Below are 21504 nucleotides of genomic sequence, written 5' to 3'. Positions count from 1 at the left end.
CTCAGCAGGGACCGGCAACGTGCCCTCACGGAACCAGCGATACGCGGTCTGTCGATGCACACCGTTCGCTTCCGCCCACTCCGTAAGATTCATAAACAAGATCGTAACATTGCTCGAGTGTTCTAACACTCACTCAATCGACCATAGGGGCGCACAGCTGCCCACCCCCTTCCAGACAGCTGAAGTTTAGTCGGGATGGAGGTATAAGCCCAGGTCGGAGGGTGTTTGGGGTGGCCCGGGGGAGGCCTGAGCGCCGGTGTGCCCCGCGACGGGCGCCGGGACGAGGGCGGGGGTGAACGGGAGGGTGAACGCCCTTGGAGGAGCCCTTCGGTGGTCCCTGCGGGGTGTTCCAGGGCGCTGCCCAGCAGTCTTTCTCCGCGACTTCACAAGCCGTACCCCACAGCGCGCCGGGATACCGCCGGCGGGCGTGGGCAACAGTGTGTCCTGGAGGCCGCCGGGGGTCAGCCGAAGAGGTCGACCAGTCCGTTCACCCACACCGCGAGGAACGCGAGCGTGACGGCCAGGCACCCCAGAGCGGCCAGGGACCGGCCGAACGAGCCGTCGTCCGTGGTGCCGTTCCCGGCGTCCCGGAGGGTGTCCCAGTCGAGATCCCGGCCCGCGGACGCGCTCGCCGAGAGCCGTACGGACGCCAGCTCCCGCGCCGCGAAGGCGGAACCCGCGGCCGTCTTCGGACCACGCCAGGCCAGGGCCCTCATCCGGCGTACGGGATCGGCGTACCGCGTCTCGAAAGCGGCGGTCTCCTCGGCGGAGCGGTCCTCCTCCAGGTATATCCAGCGTCCGGCCTCCGCGGGGTCGCCGTACAGCCGGTACACCTCGGCCAGGCGACGGCGCAGCGCCTGGTCGTGCGGGAAGGAGGAGACCAGCCCGCGCAACCGCTGTCGTGCCATGGGTACGCGCCCGGCGGCGAGGTCGGCGTCGACGCGCGCCAGGGTGTCGGTCTGTGCCATGGCCACATCATCGGCGCCGACCGGTCTGCGGGTCGACCGGATTTCGGGACGGCCCGGCAGGGGTGCTGTGGCGCGTCTGCGGGGGTGGGCCCGGGGCGGACTGTCGGCGGCGACCGGTAGCGTCGTCGCATGTCCAACATGGCCGTGCTCGAAGGCGTCCTGGAGCGCATCACCTACACCAACGAGGAGAACGGATACACCGTCGCCCGCGTCGACACCGGCCGCGGGGCCGGCGACCTGCTCACCGTCGTCGGATCGCTGCTCGGCGCCCAGCCCGGTGAGTCCCTGCGGATGGAGGGGCGTTGGGGGTCCCACCCGCAGTTCGGCAAGCAGTTCCAGGTCGACAACTACACGACGATCCTCCCGGCGACCATCCAGGGCATCCGCCGTTATCTCGGCTCCGGGCTGATCAAGGGCATCGGCCCCGTCATGGCCGACCGCATCACCACCCACTTCGGAGTGGACACCCTCGACATCATCGAGCAGCAGCCGAAGCGCCTGGTCGAGGTGCCGGGCCTCGGCCCGAAGCGCACGAAGATGATCGCCGCGGCGTGGGAGGAGCAGAAGGCGATCAAGGAGGTCATGGTCTTCCTCCAGACCGTCGGCGTGTCCACCTCCATCGCGGTCCGCATCTACAAGAAGTACGAGGACGCCTCGATCTCCGTCGTGAAGAACCAGCCCTACCGGCTGGCCGCCGACGTCTGGGGCATCGGCTTCCTCACCGCCGACCGCATCGCCCAGGCCGTCGGCATCCCGCACGACAGCCCGGAGCGGGTCAAGGCGGGGCTGCAGTACGCGTTGTCGCAGTCCACCGACCAGGGCCACTGCTTCCTGCCCGAGGAGCGGCTGATCGCGGACGGGGTGAAGCTCCTCCAGGTGGACACCGGGCTCGTCATCGACTGCCTGGCCGAACTCGCCGAGGACCCGGAGGGCGTCGTACGCGAGAAGGTGCCGGGACCCGAGGACGGGCAGCCCGTCACCGCCGTGTACCTGGTGCCCTTCCACCGCGCCGAGATCTCCCTCGCCGCCCAGGTACAGCGCCTGCTGCGGACGCCGGAGGACCGGATGCCGGCGTTCCAGGACGTGGACTGGGACAAGGCGCTCTCCTGGCTCGCGGGGCGCACGGGGGCCGAGCTCGCTCCCGAGCAGGAGGCGGCCGTCCGGCTCGCGCTCAGCAGGAAGGTGGCCGTGCTCACCGGTGGACCCGGCTGCGGGAAGTCGTTCACCGTCCGCTCAGTGGTCGAACTGGCCCGTGCCCGGAACGCCAAGGTCGTGCTGGCCGCCCCTACCGGGCGGGCGGCGAAGCGGCTCTCGGAGCTGACCGGAGCCGAGGCGTCCACTGTGCACCGGCTGCTGGAGCTGAGGCCCGGCGGGGACGCGGCGTACGACCGCGAACGGCCGCTGGACGCCGATCTGGTCGTCGTCGACGAGGCGTCGATGCTCGATCTGCTGCTCGCCAACAAGCTGGTCAAGGCCGTGGCACCGGGTGCCCATCTCCTTCTGGTCGGCGATGTGGACCAGTTGCCCTCGGTCGGCGCCGGGGAGGTGCTGCGCGACCTGCTGGCCGAGGGCGGCCCCGTTCCCGCGGTCCGGCTGACCACCATCTTCCGCCAGGCCCAGAAGTCCGGCGTCGTCACCAACGCCCACCGCATCAACTCGGGGGTGCCGCCGCTGACCCAGGGTATGGACGACTTCTTCCTGTTCGTCGAGGACGAGACGGAGGACGCCGGGGTGCTCGCCGTCGATGTCGCCGCCCGCCGCATCCCCGCCAAGTTCGGCCTGAACCCACGCCGTGACGTGCAGGTCCTCGCCCCGATGCACCGCGGTCCGGCAGGCGCCGGCCATCTCAACGGGCTGCTCCAGCAGGCCATCACCCCCGGACGCCCGGGACTGCCCGAGAAGCGGTTCGGAGGCCGGGTCTTCCGGGTAGGCGACAAGGTGACACAGATCAGGAACAACTATGACAAGGGGGAGAACGGGGTCTTCAACGGCACGGTCGGTGTCGTGACCGCTCTCGACGCGGACGAGCAGAAGCTGACCGTCCTCACGGACGAGGAGGAGGAGATCGCGTACGACTTCGACGAGCTGGACGAACTGGCCCACGCCTACGCGATGACCATCCACCGCTCGCAGGGCAGTGAGTACCCGGCGGTCGTCATCCCGGTCACCACCAGTGCCTGGATGATGCTGCAGCGGAACCTGCTGTACACCGCTGTGACCAGGGCCAAGAAGCTTGTCGTGCTGGTCGGTTCACGCAAGGCCATCGGGCAGGCCGTCCGCACCGTTTCCGCAGGCAGGCGCTGTACGGCACTGGATTTCCGGCTCCGGGGCGGTGCGGCCGGAGACTTCCCGGGAAAATGATCGATCAAAACGGTGGGAAACATCACTGAGCTCTTCCGGAACCGGGGTCCAGGGGGCAGGATGAGAAAGTTGACGGCACTCAGTGCCGCCAGTAGGTCCAATGGACGACCCCGAGTGCACTCTCCTGAGCCAAATGGGGGAGGGTGGAGACAGTCAGGGCACCTCGAAGAAGAGGCACTACGTCGGTGAGGGATGACGTGAGCGAGCACACCAACAACGCTGTAGTACTGCGGTACGGCGATGACGAGTACACCTACCCGGTGATCAACAGCACCGTCGGCGACGAGGGCTTCGACATCGGGAAGCTCCGGGCCAACACGGGCCTGGTCACGCTGGACAGCGGATACGGCAACACCGCCGCCTATAAATCCGCCATCACCTACCTCGACGGCGAGCAGGGCATCCTGCGGTACCGCGGCTACCCGATCGAGCAGCTCGCGGAGAGCTCGACGTTCCTCGAGGTCGCGTACACGCTGATCAACGGTGACCTTCCCAAGGCCGACGAGCTGTCGGCCTTCAAGAACGAGATCACCCAGCACACGCTGCTGCACGAGGACGTCAAGCGCTTCTTCGACGGCTTCCCCCGCGATGCCCACCCGATGGCCATGCTGTCCTCGGTCGTCAGTGCGCTGTCCACCTTCTACCAGGACAGCCACAACCCGTTCGACGAGGAGCAGCGTCACCTCTCGACGATCCGGCTGCTGGCCAAGCTCCCGACGATCGCGGCGTACGCGTACAAGAAGTCGATCGGTCACCCGTTCGTCTACCCGCGCAACGACCTCGGCTACGTCGAGAACTTCCTGCGCATGACGTTCTCGGTCCCGGCCCAGGAGTACGTGCCGGACCCGGTCGTCGTCTCGGCGCTCGAGAAGCTGCTCATCCTGCACGCGGACCACGAGCAGAACTGTTCGACGTCCACCGTGCGTCTGGTCGGCTCCTCGCAGGCGAACATGTTCGCCTCGATCTCCGCGGGCATCTCCGCGCTGTGGGGCCCGCTGCACGGCGGCGCCAACCAGTCGGTCCTGGAGATGCTCGAGGGCATCCAGGCCAACGGCGGCGACGTCGACTCCTTCATCCAGAAGGTGAAGAACAAGGAGGACGGTGTCCGCCTGATGGGCTTCGGCCACCGGGTGTACAAGTCCTTCGACCCTCGCGCCAAGATCATCAAGGCTGCCGCCCACGACGTGCTGTCCTCGCTCGGCAAGTCCGACGAGCTGCTCGACATCGCGCTCAAGCTGGAGGAGCACGCGCTCTCCGACGAGTACTTCGTCTCGCGCAACCTCTACCCCAACGTGGACTTCTACACGGGCCTGATCTACCGCGCCATGGGCTTCCCGACCGAGATGTTCACCGTGCTCTTCGCGCTCGGCCGCCTTCCCGGCTGGATCGCCCAGTGGCACGAGATGATCAAGGAGCCGGGATCCCGCATCGGGCGCCCGCGCCAGATCTACACCGGCGAGGTCCTGCGCGACTTCGTCCCGGTCGAGGGTCGCTGAACCACGCTCGCCCGAGCCGCTGCTGTACCCGGCTGATCCGGCCGGCATCCTTCGTCCCGCGTACCGCGCCCGACCGTTCGGGGCGCGGTGTCGGGGCGATTCGGCGTTCCGGGGCCCGGAGGGTGACACCCCCGGCTCCCGGTCCGGGGTGGCACGGGGTACGGCGAGTGCGGTGCGGCGTGCGCCCACATGTGGAAAAACGCCCCGCCTGCCGATCCCCCCACGGGTCGACGGACGGGGCGTTCTCCATGTCCCGGAGCGGATTCCCCCCACGGGATCCGGCCGGGCGTCTGAGAGGGGAGCCTGAACTCCTCTGCTGTGCGGTGGCGCGTATTCAGTTCGGTCCTGCTGTGCGGCTGCCGGGGTACGTACGGGAGGGCCGCTCAAAGCTCCCCGGTGCACGTGCCCCGGCCGGCGATAGCCAGGAGCGTCCCCCAAGACACTCCATCGGACGTCCCCCAAGACATCCATGGCATCGCACTCTTAGACTCACCAACTCATCAGATGGTTACCCTCGAATCGGTGTGATCTAAGTCTCTTTGTAGAAATTATGTGAAGGAGCGCAACCTCAGACTGTTCGTCACGACGAACACCGACGAAAACGCCATCGCCGCACCCGCGATCATGGGGCTGAGCAGCCCGAACGCAGCCAAAGGCAGTGCGGCCACGTTGTAGCCGAAGGCCCAGAAGAGGTTACTTCTGATAGTCGACAGAGTACGCCGTGACAGCCGGATGGCGGCAGTGGTCACCTTGAGATCTCCACGAACGAGCGTGAGGTCGCCCGCCTCGATCGCCGCGTCGGTCCCCGTGCCCATCGAAAGGCCCAGGTCGGCGACCGCCAGGGCGACGGCGTCGTTCACCCCGTCACCGACCATCGCGACGGACCGGCCTTCCGTCTGGAGGCGCCGTACGACCTCGGCCTTGTCCTCGGGCAGCACCTCCGCGTGGACCTCGTCGATGCCGACCGCGCGGGCCACGGCTTCCGCGGCCGCCCGGTTGTCGCCGGTCAGCAGGATCGGCCTCAGCCCCAGTGCGCGTAGCTCCGCGACCGCCTCGGCGCTGCCCTCCTTCACCGTGTCGGCGACCTCCAGCACCCCTCGCGCCCGGCCGTCCCAGGCCACGGCGACCGTTGTCCGGCCCTGACCGGCCGCCTCCGCCAGTGCCTCGGCCAGCAGCGGCGACAGGGTGATTCCCTCGTCGGCCAGGAGCCGCGGCCGGCCGGCCAGCACGCGGTGGCCTTCGACGGTGCCGCGCACGCCGAGACCGGGCACGTTGGTGAAGTCCACGGGAGCGGGGAACGCCCCGCCGTTCCGGGCGGCCGCACCGGCGGCGACGGCGCGGGCCACTGGGTGCTCGGACGCGTGCTCGAGCGCGCCCGCGAGCCGGAGCACTTCGGCCTCGGTGGTGCCGGGATCGGTGTGGACGCGCCCCAGGGTCATCCGGCCGGTGGTGACCGTGCCGGTCTTGTCGAGCACGATGGTGTCGACCCTGCGCGCGGTCTCCAGCACCTCGGGCCCCTTGATGAGGATGCCGAGCTGGGCGCCGCGTCCGGTACCCGCCATGAGGGCGGTGGGAGTGGCGAGTCCCAGGGCGCAGGGGCACGCCACGATCAGGACGGCCACCGCGGCGGTGAACGACGCCGTGACGTCGTCCGTGGCGAGGAGCTGGGCGACCAGGGTCGCCAGGGCGAGCAGCAGCACCACGGGGACGAAGACGGCCGAGATGCGGTCCGCCAGGCGCTGGGCGGAGGCCTTGCCGTTCTGGGCGTCCTCGACGAGCCGGGCCATGCGGGCCAGCTGAGTGTCGGAGCCGATCCGGGTGGCCTCGACCACCAGCCGCCCCGACGCGTTGAGCGTGCCGCCCGCGACGGAGTCGCCCGGGGAGGTGTCCACGGGAAGCGATTCGCCGGTGAGCATGGATACGTCGACCGCGGAGAAGCCCTCGACGACGGTGCCGTCGGTGGCGATCGTCTCGCCTGGCCGTACGACGAACCGGTCGCCCACGAGGAGCGCGCCCACGGGGACGCGTACCTCCGTGAAGTCCTGGGCGGAGGCGTCGGTGAGGGATGCCGCCTGCCCCGTGGCGCCGGGGGGCGCTTCTGCCTCGGGCTGACGGCCCGTTCCGGGGCTCCCTCCCGTCCGGGGGCGCAGGACCGTCACGTCCTTGGCTCCCAGGTGCAGCAGGGCGCGCAGAGCGGCGCCCGCCTTCCGCTTCGACCGCGCCTCCAGGTAGCGCCCCAGGAGGAGGAAAGCGGTGACTCCGGCCGCCACCTCCAGGTAGATGGTGGCCGAGGGATCGGACCGGGAGACGGTGAGGTCGAACCCGTGCCGCATGCCCGGCATGCCGGCGTCACCCAGGAACAGGGCCCAGAGGGACCAGCCGAAGGCGGCGAGCGTACCGAGGGACACCAGCGTGTCCATGGTCGCGGCGCCGTGCCGCAGATTGGCCCACGCGGCGCGGTGGAAGGGCAGTCCGCCCCAGACGACCACCGGGGAGGCGAGGGTGAGGGAGAGCCACTGCCAGTTGTCGAACTGCAGGGCGGGGACCATGGCCATCAGGACGACCGGTACGGCGAGCGTCGCCGAGACCAGAAGTCGCTGCCGGAGTGCGGCGAGCGCCCCGTCGGCCGCCCCGTCGGAGGTGTCGGAGGTGTCCTCGGGCCGGACGGCGGCCGGGTCCCCGGACGCGCCGCCTTCGCCGTCCTGGCGGGTGGAGGAGGCTCCTGGTGCCGCATCCTCCCCGCCTGCCGGGGGTGGAGGCGCGGGGGCTGGGCGGACCACCGGCTGGGCCGTGTAGCCCGTCTTCTCGACGGTCGAGACGAGGTCTTCGAGCGCGGTTCCGGCGCCGAAGGAGACGCGGGCCTTCTCGGTCGCGTAGTTGACGGTGGCGGTGACCCCGTCCATCCGGTTGAGCTTCTTCTCGACGCGGGCCGCGCACGAGGCGCAGGTCATCCCGCCGATCGTGAACTCGGTCTCGGAGGTCTCCTCCGCGGGGGCCTCGGATGCCGTGGTGCCGGCCATGTGCGGACTCCTGGGTCGAACGGTCGTGCCGCTACCCCACCAGTATCTGCTTCCCGGGTGGAGTGACGGCGCGACGGAGGTGCGTGTGTGGGGGGCGCCCCGCGCGTGTGCGCGCGCCTGGGTGCGGGGCGCCCGGGTCGTCCCGGCGTCTTCAGGCGCGGCCGAGTAGTTCGTAGCCCGCTTCGTCGACCGCGGCGCGTACCGCGTCCTCGGCGAGCGGGGCGGCGGAGGCGACCGTGACCCGGCCGCTGGCGGCCTCAGCCTTCACCGAGGTGACCCCGTCGATCCCGGAGATCTCCTCGGACACGGCTCCTTCGCAGTGGCCGCAGGTCATGCCCTTCACCTCGTACACCGCGGTGACGCCGCCCGTCCGGACTTCGGCCGCACCGTCCTGGCATGAGCCGGTGGACGAGCAGCAGGAGCCGGCGGCCCGGGGGGTCTCGGTCTCGGCGGTCATGACGTTCTCCTCTTCGCAGGCACACTGGACGCAGCAGGTGGGGCGCGAGGGGGCGCCGGGGGGCGCGATGTGCCCACCTGTGCAGCCGAGTATACCCCTAGGGGGTATTTCGAGCTCTGCTGGTCACTCCATCGGGCGTGTCGCACGCCAGGGGCTCCTGCCGGCGACCGGAAGAAGACCGCCGCGCTCCCGGGATCATCGCCGGAGGGGGACAGGATCACGGCCGGGGCGTAGATTCCCCGGATCGACGATCCGGACGGCGCGAGCCGGACCACGGGAGGCGGGGCGGATGCGGGCAGTGGTGTTCGAGGAGTTCGGGCAGGAGGCACGCATCCGGGACCTCCCCGACCCGATGGCCCCGGACGGGGGTGTCGTGGTGCGCGTCGGGGCCACGGGGCTGTGCAGGAGCGACTGGCACGGCTGGATGGCCCACGACCCCGACATCGTCCTGCCGCACGTGCCGGGGCGCGCCGGCGGCCGGTGACCCCGTGGTGCCCATGGCGCGGGTGATCGGCCTGGAGCTGGAGATCCTGGGCAGCCACGGCATGGCGGCGCACGACTATCCGCCGATGATGGACATGGTGCGGGCCGGGGGTCCTGCGGCCGGATCTGCTGGTTACCTCCACCATCGCTTTCGACGCGGGGCGGGACCGCCGTACCGGCCGAGGAGATCTGAGGGCTTCTCGCCGGTTCCGGGGGATGACGACGGCTCGCCGCCGCCCGGCCTCCGAGGGCCGAGGCCTGCCGGTCGCTGCGCTCGGGCCGGCCTCAGCGGCCCCGGTTGCTGGGGCGGGACGCGATCCATGCGAGGACCGTGTCGACGTACCAGTAGGGCTTCCCGTTCCGTACGTCGTCGGGAGGCGGGAGAAGGCCGTGTTTGCGGTACGAGCGGACCGTGTCCGGCTGGACCTGGATGTGCGCCGCGATGTCCTTGTACGACCACAGCGTTCTGTCCGTCATGAATGACACCTCTCTGTACCTCGGTGGCCTCTGTTCCGTGAACGAGAGCGCTTCGTACCGGGCAGGGGACGTCGCAGGTCCGTGACACAGGACCAGCAGAACGCGGACATACGTGACAGAGGAGTGACTGCTGGGGCCAGAGCGGGCCGGGGGGCGCAGAGGGCTCAAAGGCTCCAAGGCCGGGCAGGTCCGCAGTTCCGGAGGAAGTCGCGGGTCCGGCGGGCGACGGGCAGCGGCTTGTCGGGCGGGCAGGGATACATGTCCTGCTCGACGATGGCGAACAGGTCGGTGCCCAGGGCGCGAGCCGCGTCCAGTACCGGCTCCAGCGGGGGTACCCCGCCAGGGGGTTCGCACATCACCCCGCGTGCGACAGCCGGACCGAAGGGCACCTCGTTCGCGACGACGTCGGCGAGCACCACCGGATCGACCTGCTTGAGATGCAGATAGCCGATCCGCTCGCCGTAGGTCTCGATGAGCTTCACGCTGTCGCCGCCGCAGTAGGCGTAGTGGCCGGTGTCCAGACAGAGGGAGACCAGGGCGGGGTCCGTGGCGTCGAGGAAGCGGCTGACGTTCTCCTCGGTGTCGACGTGCGTGTCGGCGTGCGGGTGCACCGCGATCCGCAGCCCGTAGCGTTCCCGCACCTCGCGGGCCAGGCGTTCGGTCTGGGTGGTGAGGTCGCGCCACTGCCCTGCGGTGAGCGTACGGTCCTCCAGGACCTCTCCCGTCTTGTCGTCCCGCCAGAACGAGGGGATGACGACCAGGTGCTCGGCGCCCATCGCCCGGGTGAGTGCGGCGATGTCCGCGACATGCTCCCAGGTCCGCTCCCACACCTCGGGGCCGTGGTGCAATCCGGTGAAGACGGTGCCCGCGGATACCGAGAGGCCGCGCCTGCCGGTCTCGTCCGCGAGCCTGGCTGGATCGGTCGGCAGGTAGCCGTACGGGCCGAGTTCGATCCACTCGTAACCGGCCTCGGAGACCTCGTCGAGGAAACGCTCCCAGGGCACCTGCAGCGGATCGTCGGGGAACCACACCCCCCACGAATCGGGAGCCGAGCCGATGCGGATGCGGGTCGGAGAGGGTACGGAGGAGGTCATATCGCCCACCCTCCAGTCCTTGGAAGGGAGTGTCAAGGCTTCGTCCTTATGTCCGGACAAAGTGTTGACAGGGCGTCGGGTCAGGGTTAGACCTGGGAGTCCGCAGCCCGGCCGGTGGCCGGCTCCCGGGGCGAGTGCGGCCAGCCCCGGGGACGAGTGCGGGGCCTTCCCGGGATGAACACCGGGCCGGAGTACCGCGTCGAAGGGATGCGTATGCCTGAGCCGTACGACGTGATCACCATGGGGCGGATCGGGGTGGACATCTACCCGTTGCAGACCGGCGTACCACTGGCCGACGTCGAGACCTTCGGCAAGTTCCTGGGCGGCTCGCCGGCCAACGTGGCGGTGGCCGCGGCACGGCTGGGGCGCCGGGTGGCTGTCATCACGAGGACCGGCCACGACGCCTTCGGCGACTATCTGCACCAGGCACTCCGGGAGTTCGGGGTGGACGACCGGTGGGTGAGCGGCGTGGCGGAGTACCCGACCCCGGTGACCTTCTGCGAGATCTTTCCGCCGGACCGCTTCCCGCTCTACTTCTACCGGCAGCCGAAGGCACCCGACCTGGAGATCAACGCCGACGAACTCGACCTGGACGCCGTGCGGGACGCCCGCGTGTTCTGGATGACCGGCACCGGTCTCTGCGCCGAGCCCAGCCGGACCGCGACCCTCACCGCCCTGCGGGCCCGCAGCGCGGCGGCCGCGTCGGACGACCCGCCGGGCCGTGCCCGTACCACCGTCTTCGACCTCGACTGGCGCCCCATGTTCTGGGACGCGGCGGAGCACGACTCCGCCGCACCCGCCCGCTACCGGGAGGCGCTCGCCCACGCCACGGTCGCCGTCGGGAACATCGACGAGTGCGAGATCGCCACCGGTGAGCGTGAACCGCACGCGGCCGCCCGCGCCCTGCTCGCCGCCGGCCCCGAACTGGCCGTGGTCAAACAGGGGCCGGACGGGGTTCTCGCCGTACACCGCGACGGCACGACCGCCGAGATCCCGCCCCTCCCGGTCGACGTCGTGAACGGGCTGGGAGCCGGCGACGCGTTCGGCGGCGCCCTCTGCCACGGGCTCCTCTCCGGCTGGGACACGGAACGCGTGATGCGGTACGCCAATGCCGCAGGGGCCATCGTCGCCTCGCGCCTCGCCTGTTCGTCGGCAATGCCGTGTCCCGGCGAGGTCGAGGCGGCACTGTCCGCCGGTGCCGTGGGCGCACCGGACCCCACGCGGACGGGACCGGCGGGAGCCGCGATGCCGCTGGGGGCCACCGCGGACTCCCGGACCGCAGGAGCCGCAGGAGACACACAGTGACCCCGCCGCCGTCGCCCCCGCTGTCCTCCTCGTCCCAGCCCCCGCCGTCGCCGGCCGCCACCGGCGTGGCGGATCTCGTCCGGCTGCGCGCACGACATCCCGAAGCCGTCACGGAGGCCGCCGAAGCCCGCCGCCGGCGCCCGCTCCTGGGACCCACCGGCCGTCTGATGATCATTGCCGCGGACCACCCCGCCCGCGGCGCCCTCGCCGTGGGCGACGACGAACTCGCCATGGCGGACCGGTTCGACCTGCTCGAACGCCTCTGCGTCGCGCTCTCCCGCCCAGGGGTCGACGGCGTGCTCGCGGGTGCCGACGTCCTGGAGGACCTGCTGCTCCTGGGCGCCCTGGAGGACCGGGTGGTCATCGGTTCCATGAACCGCGGGGGACTCGCCGGCGCAGCCTTCGAACTCGACGACCGTTTCACCGGCCTGCGCGCCGCCGACCTCTCCCGGCGGGGCTTCGACGCGGGCAAGCTGCTCCTGCGGATCGACCACGACGACCCCGGCTCCCTGGACACCCTGCACACCGCCGCCCGCACGGTGGACACCATGGCCGCCCACCGGCTGCCCGTCTTCATCGAACCGTTCCTCTGCCGCCGCACCCCCGGGGGCATCCGCACCGACCTGGGGGCCACGGCCGTCACGACGTCGATCGCCATCGCCTCGGGGCTGGGCGGCACGTCGGCGTACACCTGGCTCAAGGTCCCCGTCACGGAGGAACCCGGCGACATGGAGCGGGTGATGAGGGCCTCCACCCTCCCAGCCGTCCTGCTCGGCGGCGAGGTCGCGGAGGATCCGGACACGGCGTACGAGCGATGGCGGGCCGCGTTGCGGCTGCCGACCGTCCAGGGGCTGGTCGTCGGACGGTCGCTGCTCTATCCCGCCGACGGCGACGTGGCGGGCGCGGTCGACACGGCCGTGGGACTTCTTTGAACGAGGCCTGACGATGGGTAGGGATGGAGTCATGACGACGCCCGACGAGCAGTACAGGTACCACCTCAGATCCGGCCACGCCGCGAGTGGTCCGTACGCCCTCGACATCGACCCGGAGCGCGCCGGGTGGGACCGGTCGAGTCTGCGTGTGCTGGAACTCGAGCCGGGTGGTGTTCACACCCTGGTAACCGGGGAGAGCGAATGGATCGTTCTGCCGTTGTCCGGTGGCTGTACGGTGCAGGCGGCAGGTGAGATCTTTGAACTGCTGGGCAGGGAAGACGTGTTCAGTGCAGTGAGTGATTTCGCCTATGTCCCACGCGACGCACGCGCCCAGATCGCCTCCGGCGCAGGAGGCCGCTTCGCCCTGGCAGGAGCGAAGTGCGAGCGACGACTCCCCGCTCGCTACCGCCCCGCGCCGGAGGTACCGGTCGAACTGCGCGGTGCGGGAGCTTGCTCGCGCCAGGTCAACAACTTCGCCGCCGCCGACACCTTCGACTGCGACCGCCTCATCGCCGTCGAGGTGCTGACCCCGGGCGGCAACTGGTCCTCGTACCCTCCGCACAAGCACGACGAGCACCTGCCCGGTACCGAGGCGGAGCTCGAGGAGATCTACTACTTCGAGGTCGAGGGCGACGGCCTCGGCTACCACCGGGTCTCGCCCTCCCGCACGGGCGGCACGGACGTGCTCGCCGAGGTCTCCACCGGCGACGCCGTCCTCATCCCCGACGGCTGGCACGGTCCGTCCATCGCCCCGCCCGGCCGGACCCTTTACTACCTCAACGTGATGGCCGGCCCGGGGGAGCAGCGCGAGTGGCTCATCCGCGACCACCCGGATCACCGCTGGATCCGGGACACCTGGCCCGGGCAGCCCGTCGACCCACGACTGCCGTTCCACGGTCCGGAGGCCGCCCGGTGACCACTCCACGCCGCTTGTCCGACCCGGCCGCGCCCACCCGCAGACTCACCACCGCGCAGGCCCTGATCGCCTTCCTCGCCCAGCAGTTCACCGAGCGGGACGGCCGGCGACGCCGCCTGATCGACGCCACATGGGGCATCTTCGGCCACGGCAACGTCGCCGGCATCGGACAGGCCCTCGTCGAGTCCGGGCCCGCGATGCCCTACCTCCAGGGCCGCAGCGAACAGGCCATGGTGCACGCCGCCGTCGGATACGCCCGCCAGTCCGGCCGGCTCTCCGCCCACGCCGTCACCACCTCCATCGGCCCCGGCGCCACGAACCTCGTCACGGGCGCGGCCCTGGCGACCGTCAACCACCTGCCCGTGCTGCTCCTGCCCGGGGACACCTTCGCGGCCCGGCCCGCCGACCCCGTGCTCCAGCAGCTCGAAGTGCCGCACAGCGGTGACGTGTCGGTCAACGACTGCCTGCGCCCCGTCTCCCGCTACTTCGACCGGATCACCCGCCCCGAGGCGCTGATCCCCGCCGCCCTCCAGGCCATGCGCACGCTCGCCGACCCGGCGGCCACGGGAGCGGTCACCCTCGCGCTGCCGCAGGACGTGCAGGCCGAGGCGTACGACTGGCCGGCGGAGTTCTTCGCGCCACGCGTCTGGCACGTCCGCAGGCCCGCGCCCGATCCGTACGAGCTCGAACAGGCCGTCCGCGCGGTGCGCACCGCACGCCGCCCGCTGATCATCGCGGGCGGCGGTGTCCACCACAGCGCGGCCGAGGAGACGCTCGCCGCGTTCGCCGCCGCCACCCGCATCCCCGTCGCCTGCACCCAGGCCGGCAAGGGGGCCCTGCGCAGCGACCACCCCGCGGACGTGGGCGGCATCGGCCACACCGGCACCGCCACGGCCGACGCGCTCGCCCGCGAGGCCGATCTGGTGATCGGGATCGGCACCCGCTACACGGACTTCACAACCGCATCTTGCACCCTCTTCGCCGACCGGGCGGTCCGCTTCCTCAACCTCAACATCACCGGCTTCGACGCCCACAAGCTCGCCGCCCTCCCCCTCGTCGCGGATGCCCGGACCGCCCTCGAAGCGCTCGGCGAAGCCCTCGGGGCCCGCGGCTACCACGTCGACCCCGCCTACGAGACCGGCTACACCGACGCCAAGGACGACTGGGAACGGCGCGTCGACGCCGCGTACGCCGCCGACGACCCGGACGCCCGCCCCACCCAGGCCCAGGTCCTCGGTCTGCTCGACGAACTGGCCACCGAGGACGACATCCTCATCAACGCGGCCGGTTCGCTGCCCGGGGACCTGCACAAGCTGTGGCGGACCCGTTCCCCACGCCAGTACCACGTCGAGTACGGCTACTCCTGCATGGGGTACGAGATCCCGGCCGCCATCGGGGTGCAGCTCGCCGCCCCCGACCGCCCCGTCTGGGCCCTCGTCGGCGACGGCACGTATCTGATGAACCCCACCGAGATCGTCACCGCCGTGCAGGAGGGGCTCCCCATCAAGCTCGTCATCCTGCAGAACAACGGCTACGCGTCCATCGGCGGCCTCTCCGAGTCCGTCGGCGCCGAACGCTTCGGCACCGCCTACCGGCACCGCACAGCCGAGGGCGCGTTCACCGGCAGCCCCCTGCCCGTGGACCTCGCGGCCAACGCGGCGTCGCTCGGCATGCACGTCCTGAAGGCGGGGTCGGTCGCGGAGCTGCGCGAAGCCCTCGCCGAGGCGCGCGCCGCGGACCGCCCCACTTGTGTCTACGTCGAGACCGAAACGGCAGACACAGTGTCGGGGCCCCCTCCGGCACAGGCGTGGTGGGATGTTCCCGTAGCCGAAACCGCGACCCGCCCGTCGGCGGTCGAGGCCAGGAAAGAGTACGACCGGCAGATCTCAGCCCGACGCCGCCACCTGTGAAGGAGACCCCCGTCATGAAGACCGTCAACCACTGGATCGGTGGCAAGACCGTCGAGGGCACGTCGGGCAACCACGGACCTGTGACCGACCCCGCGACCGGCGCCGTCACCACCCGGGTGGCCCTCGCCTCCCCGGACGAGGTCGACGCCGCGGTGTCCGCCGCGAAGACCGCGTACGAGAGCTGGGGCACCTCCTCGCTCTCCGCACGCACCGCCGTCCTCTTCCGCTACCGCGCCCTGCTCGACGCCCGGCGTGACGACATCGCCGCGCTGATCACCGCCGAGCACGGCAAGGTGCGCTCGGACGCCCTCGGCGAGGTCGCCAGGGGCCTGGAGATCGTCGAGCTGGCCTGCGGAATCACCACGCAGCTCAAGGGTGAGCTGTCCACCCAGGTGTCCAGCAAGGTCGACGTCTCCTCGATCCGCCAGCCGCTCGGAGTGGTCGCGGGCATCACACCGTTCAACTTCCCCGCCATGGTGCCGATGTGGATGTTCCCGCTGGCCATCGCCTGCGGCAACACCTTCGTCCTGAAGCCCAGCGAGAAGGACCCGTCGGCCGCCAACCTGCTGGCCGAACTGGCCGCCGAGGCGGGCCTGCCCGACGGCGTGCTCAACGTCCTGCACGGTGACAAGGTCGCCGTGGACGGCCTCCTGAACCACCCGGACGTCGCGGCCGTCTCCTTCGTCGGTTCCACCCCCGTCGCCCGGTACATCCACGCCACCGCCTCCGCCAACGGCAAGCGCGTCCAGGCGCTCGGCGGTGCGAAGAACCACATGCTGGTCCTGCCCGACGCCGACCTCGACGCCGCGGCCGACGCCGCCGTGTCCGCCGCGTACGGCTCCGCCGGCGAGCGCTGCATGGCCATCTCGGCCGTCGTCGCGGTGAGTTCGATCGCGGACGAGCTGGTGGCCAGGATCCGTGAGCGCGCCGAGAAGATCAAGATCGGTCCCGGCGCCGACCCGACGTCCGAGATGGGCCCGCTGATCACCGCCGCCCACCGCGACAAGGTCGCCTCGTACGTCACCGGGGCGGCCGCGCAGGGCGCCGACGTCGTCCTGGACGGCACCGGGCACACCGTCGAGGGCTTCGAGGACGGCCACTGGATCGGCCTGTCCCTCCTGGACAACGTCTCCACCGACTCCGACGCCTACCGCGACGAGATCTTCGGCCCCGTCCTGTGCGTCCTGCGCGTCGACACCTACGAGGACGGCGTGGCCCTGATGAACGCGTCGCCGTTCGGCAACGGAACCGCCATCTTCACCCGGGACGGCGGTGCGGCCCGCCGCTTCCAGCTGGAGATCGAGGCGGGCATGGTCGGCGTCAACGTGCCGATCCCGGTGCCGGTCGGCTACCACTCCTTCGGCGGCTGGAAGGACTCCCTCTTCGGCGACCACCACATCTACGGCAACGACGGCGTGCACTTCTACACGCGCGGCAAGGTCGTCACCACCCGCTGGCCCGACCCGGCCGACGCCCCCGCCGGTGTGGACCTCGGTTTCCCCCGCAACCACTGACCGCCTCCCGGGCCCGGCAGCCGTGGCCGAAAACCCGTGGCCCGGGGCACGGCGTCCGGCCCATCCTGGGGCCATGACCGCACCGCACCAGGAGATCCGCGCCCAGCACACCGCCGAGACACTCACCGTCTACCAGGCGTACCCGCCTGCCATAGGTGTGCCGGCGGCCCGCGAAGGACGGTTCCCGGCGGCCTGGAAGCGCGACCGCATGACCTGGATCAAGCCGAGCTTCCTCTGGATGATGTATCGCTGCGGCTGGGGCACGAAGGAGGGACAGGAGACCGTGCTCGCCGTGGAGATTCTCCGCGACGGCTTCGCCTGGGCACTGGAGAACGCCGAACTCTCCCACTACGTCAGGGGAGTGCACCCCGACCGGGCCGCCTGGCAGCGCGCTCTGCGCCGCAGCCCCACCCGGGTGCAGTGGGACCCCGAGCGCGACCTCCACCTGAACCCGCTGCCGCACCGTTCCCTCCAGCTCGGCCTCGGCGGCGAGGCGGCACGGCGGTACGCGGACGGGTGGCTGGTCTCCGTGCGCGACGTCACGCCGCTCGCGCACGACATCCACGGTCTCGTCAAGGCCGGCCGGCACGACGAGGCCGCCGCCCTGCTTCCCCGGGAACTGCCCTACGACCCGGGCTGCGCCTTGCCGGCCGGGCTCACGAACTCTCAGGCCGGCAAGGCGAACACCCCGTCGTCGCGCGCACCCGCCCAACGGCGCCTTTCCTGAGCACGGTGTACCGCGTATGGAGTACGGGCCTGCGTGGCGTACCTCTCAGGGAGGCCGGTCACCTCACCCTCGCGGCTTCCCGGGGTGCCGCGCACTGCGTTTAGGGTCGAGTCATGGACAACCCGACCTCCCGGTGGCGGCACCGGCTGCCCCGCACCCCAGGCCGGTGGGCCGCGGTCGTCGCCGCCCTCGCCGTACTCGTGGGTGCCGGTACCTGGACCGCCGCGGCCGACGACGACAGCAAGTCGTCCGTGCACCGACAGGACCGGATGATGAAGATGAACGGGGTGTCCGTCGACACCTCGTACTTCACGTCCGGCGGCTCGCAGCGCCGGCCCGCCGTCCTCATCGGCCACGGCTTCGGCGGCAGCAAGAACGATGTGCGCGCCCAGGCCGAGAAGCTGGCCGCCGACGGGTACGCCGTCATGACCTGGTCCGCCCGGGGCTTCGGGAGGACCAGCGGTGAGATCACGCTCAACGCGCCCGACGGCGAGGTCAGGGACGTCTCCGGCCTCATCGACTGGCTGGCCGGCCGGCCCGAGGTCGAGCTGGACGGGAAGGGCGACCCCCGGGTCGGTGTCACCGGCGCCTCGTACGGAGGGGCGGTGTCACTGCTCGCCGCCGGGTACGACAAGCGGGTCGACGCCATCGCGCCCGTGATCAGCTACTGGAACCTCGCCGACGCGCTCTTCCCGGACGGTGTGTTCAAGAAGCTCTGGGCGGGGATCTTCGTCTCGTCCGGCGGCGGCTGCCAGAAGTTCCAGAAGCAGTTGTGCGACATGTACGAGCGCGTCGCCGTCAGCGGCAAGCCCGACGCGGCGGCGCGAGAACTGCTGACGGAACGTTCCCCCGTCGCGGTCGCCGACCGCATCGACGTACCCTCGCTCATCGTCCAGGGGCAGAGCGACTCGCTCTTCCCGCTCGCCCAGTCGGACGCGATGTCCAAGGCCATCAGCTCCAACGGCGCTCCCGTCTCGGTCGACTGGATCGCCGGCGGCCACGACGGCGGTGACGACGAGGGCGACCGCGTACAGAGCCGGGTCGGTGACTGGTTCGACCGTTACCTGAAGAAGGACAGGAGCGCCGACACCGGCCCCGGATTCCGCGTGACCCGGACCGGGGGCGTCGACTCCACCGACGGCGCCGCCCTCAAGCGCGGCGCGAGCAGCGCCACGTACCCCGGACTGACCGGCGGAGGCCGAGAAATCCCCCTGACCGGCGCCGCACAGGTGCCCGGCGCCGGCGGCGGCCCGGCCACCGGCGGACAGGACGCTCAGCGTGGCGGCGGCCCGGGTGCCACGACCGGGGGCGGGCGGAGCGCCGCGACGGGCGGCGGGACGCAGACGTTCCGCAACCCGGCCGGTGGGAGCCCGCCCTCCGTCTCCGCCGTTCCCGGCATCGGCGGCGGGCTCTCCCAGCTGTCGTCACTGGGCGTCGGGCTCTCGGCCGACTTCCCCGGACAGTACGCCCGTTACGAGTCCGCCCCGCTGGACGGCGCCCTCCGCGTCACCGGCTCGCCCACCGTCCGCGTGAACGTCAAGGCGGACCGGGGCGACGCGGTGCTGTTCGGCAAGGTGTACGACGTCTCACCGGACGGGAAGCAGCAGGTGCTGCCCTCCCAGCTCGTCACTCCCTACCGGATCACCCCGGACCAGCAGGGCAAGCCGCTCGAGCTGACCCTGCCCGCCGTCGACCACGAGGTGGACGCCGGACACCGGCTGCGGCTCGTGCTCTCCGCCACCGACCTCGGCTACGCCTCACCCGCCGAGCCCGCCACCTACACCGTCTCCCTTGACGGACCGCTGACCGTCCCCACGGCACCCGCCGTGAAGACCGCCTCGGCCGTCCTGCCCTGGTGGACCTGGGGGCTCCCGGCCGCGGCGGTCGTCATCGCCGCCGCCCTCCTGCTCACCGCACGCCGTCGCACCACGACACCCGCACCGGACCCCGCGCTCGCGGACGTACCGCTGCAGATCACGGACCTGTCCAAGAAGTACGCCAAGTCCGTGGACCGGTACGCCGTCCGCGACCTGGGCTTCCGCGTCGGGAAGGGGCAGGTCGTCGGACTCCTCGGGCCCAACGGCGCAGGGAAGACCACCACCCTGCGCATGCTGATGGGACTCATCACCCCCGACTCCGGCGAGATCCGCGTCTTCGGCCACGCCATCCGGCCCGGGGCTCCCGTGCTGTCCCGCGTGGGGTCCTTCGTCGAGGGCGCGGGCTTCCTGCCCCACCTGTCGGGCCGTTCCAACCTGGAGCTGTACTGGCAGGCCACCGGCCGGCCCGCCGGGGACGCGCACATCGACGCGGCCCTGGAGATCGCCGGACTCGGCGACGCCCTGGCCCGCGCCGTGCGCACCTACTCCCAGGGCATGCGGCAGCGGCTCGCCATCGCGCAGGCGATGCTCGGTATGCCGGACCTCCTCATCCTCGACGAACCGACCAACGGTCTCGACCCGCCGCAGATCCGCGAGATGCGGGACGTCATGATCCGTTACGCGGCCGGGGGCCGCACCGTGATCGTCTCCAGCCACCTCCTGTCCGAGGTCGAGCAGTCCTGCACCCACCTCGTCGTCATGGACCGCGGCCGGCTGGTCCAGGCAGGACCGGTCGCCGAGATCACCGGATCCGGCGACATGCTGCTCGTCACCACCGGGGCCGAGGTCGCCGAGCCACTCGTGGACAAGGTGGCCGCGTTGCCGGGCATCGGTTCCGCCGTGCGCGTGGACGACGGCCGCGGTCTCCTCGTCCGCCTCGACGGCGCTACCTCCGCCCAGTTGGTCGCCGACCTGGTGCGCCTCGACGTGCCGGTGACGGGCGTCGGGCCGCACCGCCGCCTGGAGGACGCCTTCCTCACCCTCATCTCCCAAGGATCCGCATGAGCTCCGCAACGAAGGTCCCGGCGCTCCCGGAGGCCCCCGGCTACCGCGCCCGCCGCACGCTGCCGTTGCGCGTGGAGGCGATGAGGCAGCTGCGAAGGCGCCGCACCCTGCTCATGGGCGGGGTGCTGGCCGCCCTGCCGTTCATCCTCGTCACCGCCTTCGCGATCGGGGGAACCCCGGGCGGCGAAGGGGGCGGGGGCGGCTCCCGGATCAACCTGATGGACGTCGCCACGGAGTCGGGGGCGAACTTCGCGGCGACCTGCCTCTTCGTCTCCGCAGGCTTCCTGCTGGTGGTACCGGTCGCCCTCTTCTGCGGGGACACCGTGGCCTCCGAGGCGAGCTGGTCCTCGCTGCGCTACCTCCTCGCGGCGCCGGTGCCCCGCTCCAGGCTGCTGTGGAGCAAGCTCGTCGTCGCACTCGGCTTCAGCCTGGCCGCGATGGTGCTGCTGCCGCTCGTCGCCCTCGGCGTCGGGGCGGCGGCGTACGGATGGGGGCCGCTGAAGCTGCCCACCGGCGGAGCGCTCGGCACGGCGGACACCGTGCCGAGGCTCGCACTCGTCGTCGCCTTCATCTTCGTCTCCCAGCTCGTCACCGCGGGGCTGGCGTTCTGGCTGTCGACGAAGACGGACGCACCCCTGGGTGCGGTGGGCGGCGCGGTCGGGCTGACGATCGTCGGCAATGTCCTGGACGCCGTCACCGCTCTCGGCTCCTGGCGTGAATTCCTGCCCGCGCACTGGCAGTTCGCCTGGGCGGACGCGCTCCAGCCCGATCTCGAGTGGGGCGGGATGGTGAAGGGCGCCGCCGTGTCCGTCACCTATGCCCTGATCCTGTTCGCTCTCGCCTTCCGGGGGTTCAGTCGTAAGGACATCGTGTCCTGACGTTGATGTTCCGCCGCGCCGGCGCCGGCCGTTGCGCCATCGAGACTGTTCCGCAACGTTTTCGACGACTCCGCCGGGCCGCCC

General features: G+C 71.1%; 15 protein-coding genes and 2 pseudogenes. 11 read left to right on the top strand and 6 right to left on the bottom strand.

The features are described 5' to 3' along the window. Nucleotides 1-93: pseudogene (locus ACFU5K_RS02390) on the bottom strand (IS607 family transposase); the annotation flags it as partial. A 368-nt stretch (nucleotides 94-461) separates the two neighbouring features. Further along, nucleotides 462-968, bottom strand: a complete 507-nt coding sequence (locus ACFU5K_RS02385; RefSeq protein ID WP_384055643.1) for a DUF6584 family protein — start codon at nucleotides 966-968, stop codon at nucleotides 462-464. Between the two features lie 129 nt (nucleotides 969-1097). Between ACFU5K_RS02385 and ACFU5K_RS02380 the strand changes: the two genes are divergently transcribed. Continuing rightward, nucleotides 1098-3329: an ATP-dependent RecD-like DNA helicase gene (locus ACFU5K_RS02380; protein ID WP_384055640.1), complete on the top strand. Its 2232-nt coding sequence runs from the start codon at nucleotides 1098-1100 to the stop codon at nucleotides 3327-3329. Nucleotides 3330-3526: 197 nt separating this feature from the next. Beyond that, a complete protein-coding gene (locus tag ACFU5K_RS02375; RefSeq protein ID WP_384055637.1) occupies nucleotides 3527-4825 on the top strand; it encodes a citrate synthase in 1299 nt (432 codons plus the stop codon). Between the two features lie 548 nt (nucleotides 4826-5373). Here the strand turns inward: ACFU5K_RS02375 and ACFU5K_RS02370 are convergent. Both ACFU5K_RS02370 and ACFU5K_RS02365 read right to left on the bottom strand, forming a co-directional pair. Beyond that, the gene (locus ACFU5K_RS02370) at nucleotides 5374-7845 is read right to left on the bottom strand and encodes a heavy metal translocating P-type ATPase (RefSeq protein ID WP_384055634.1); all 2472 of its coding nucleotides are present in this window, start codon (nucleotides 7843-7845) and stop codon (nucleotides 5374-5376) included. Nucleotides 7846-7996: 151 nt separating this feature from the next. Then, complete coding sequence (locus ACFU5K_RS02365) at nucleotides 7997-8302, bottom strand: heavy-metal-associated domain-containing protein (protein ID WP_384055631.1); 306 nt, start codon at nucleotides 8300-8302, stop codon at nucleotides 7997-7999. Between the two features lie 289 nt (nucleotides 8303-8591). Between ACFU5K_RS02365 and ACFU5K_RS02360 the strand changes: the two are divergent. Beyond that, a pseudogene (locus ACFU5K_RS02360) lies at nucleotides 8592-8768 on the top strand (alcohol dehydrogenase); the annotation flags it as partial. A 302-nt stretch (nucleotides 8769-9070) separates the two neighbouring features. Here ACFU5K_RS02360 and ACFU5K_RS02355 read toward each other — a convergent pair. Continuing rightward, on the bottom strand, nucleotides 9071-9262 hold the full coding sequence (locus ACFU5K_RS02355; RefSeq protein WP_384055628.1) for a helix-turn-helix transcriptional regulator: 192 nt from the start codon (nucleotides 9260-9262) through the stop codon (nucleotides 9071-9073). 164 nt (nucleotides 9263-9426) lie between these two features. Next, nucleotides 9427-10356, bottom strand: a complete 930-nt coding sequence (locus tag ACFU5K_RS02350; RefSeq protein WP_384055626.1) for a sugar phosphate isomerase/epimerase family protein — start codon at nucleotides 10354-10356, stop codon at nucleotides 9427-9429. 213 nt (nucleotides 10357-10569) lie between these two features. On the opposite strand from ACFU5K_RS02350, the gene iolC reads away from it, so the two are divergent. The 8 genes from iolC to ACFU5K_RS02310 all read left to right on the top strand — a co-directional run bounded on the left by iolC (nucleotide 10570) and on the right by ACFU5K_RS02310 (nucleotide 21420). Next, nucleotides 10570-11661 (top strand): 5-dehydro-2-deoxygluconokinase, encoded by a 1092-nt coding sequence (gene iolC, locus ACFU5K_RS02345; protein WP_384055623.1) that lies wholly within the window; start codon nucleotides 10570-10572, stop codon nucleotides 11659-11661. Nucleotides 11662-11681: 20 nt separating this feature from the next. After that, a complete protein-coding gene (locus ACFU5K_RS02340) occupies nucleotides 11682-12593 on the top strand; it encodes a deoxyribose-phosphate aldolase (RefSeq protein ID WP_384055666.1) in 912 nt (303 codons plus the stop codon). 31 nt (nucleotides 12594-12624) lie between these two features. Continuing rightward, nucleotides 12625-13509, top strand: coding sequence for a 5-deoxy-glucuronate isomerase (gene iolB, locus ACFU5K_RS02335; protein WP_384055620.1), 885 nt, complete (start codon nucleotides 12625-12627; stop codon nucleotides 13507-13509). Further along, complete coding sequence (iolD, locus tag ACFU5K_RS02330; protein ID WP_384055617.1) at nucleotides 13506-15419, top strand: 3D-(3,5/4)-trihydroxycyclohexane-1,2-dione acylhydrolase (decyclizing); 1914 nt, start codon at nucleotides 13506-13508, stop codon at nucleotides 15417-15419. The genes iolB and iolD overlap by 4 nt, the downstream gene beginning before the upstream one ends. 14 nt (nucleotides 15420-15433) lie before the next feature. Further along, nucleotides 15434-16933: a CoA-acylating methylmalonate-semialdehyde dehydrogenase gene (locus ACFU5K_RS02325; protein ID WP_384055614.1), complete on the top strand. Its 1500-nt coding sequence runs from the start codon at nucleotides 15434-15436 to the stop codon at nucleotides 16931-16933. Nucleotides 16934-17006: 73 nt separating this feature from the next. Next, a complete protein-coding gene (locus ACFU5K_RS02320; RefSeq protein ID WP_384055611.1) occupies nucleotides 17007-17660 on the top strand; it encodes a DUF4291 domain-containing protein in 654 nt (217 codons plus the stop codon). 113 nt (nucleotides 17661-17773) lie between these two features. Next, nucleotides 17774-20542, top strand: a complete 2769-nt coding sequence (locus tag ACFU5K_RS02315) for an alpha/beta fold hydrolase (protein WP_384055608.1) — start codon at nucleotides 17774-17776, stop codon at nucleotides 20540-20542. After that, nucleotides 20539-21420: an ABC transporter permease gene (locus ACFU5K_RS02310; protein WP_384055605.1), complete on the top strand. Its 882-nt coding sequence runs from the start codon at nucleotides 20539-20541 to the stop codon at nucleotides 21418-21420. Before ACFU5K_RS02315 ends, ACFU5K_RS02310 begins: the two co-directional genes overlap by 4 nt. The last annotated feature ends 84 nt before the right edge of the window (nucleotides 21421-21504 follow it).

It is taken from the genome of Streptomyces sp. NPDC057428, from assembly GCF_042803195.1.
In the GTDB taxonomy this organism is placed as follows: Bacteria; Actinomycetota; Actinomycetes; order Streptomycetales; family Streptomycetaceae; genus Streptomyces.
The sequence above is the reverse complement of the archived record's forward strand: the minus strand, read 5'-3'. Positions and strand labels throughout refer to the sequence as shown.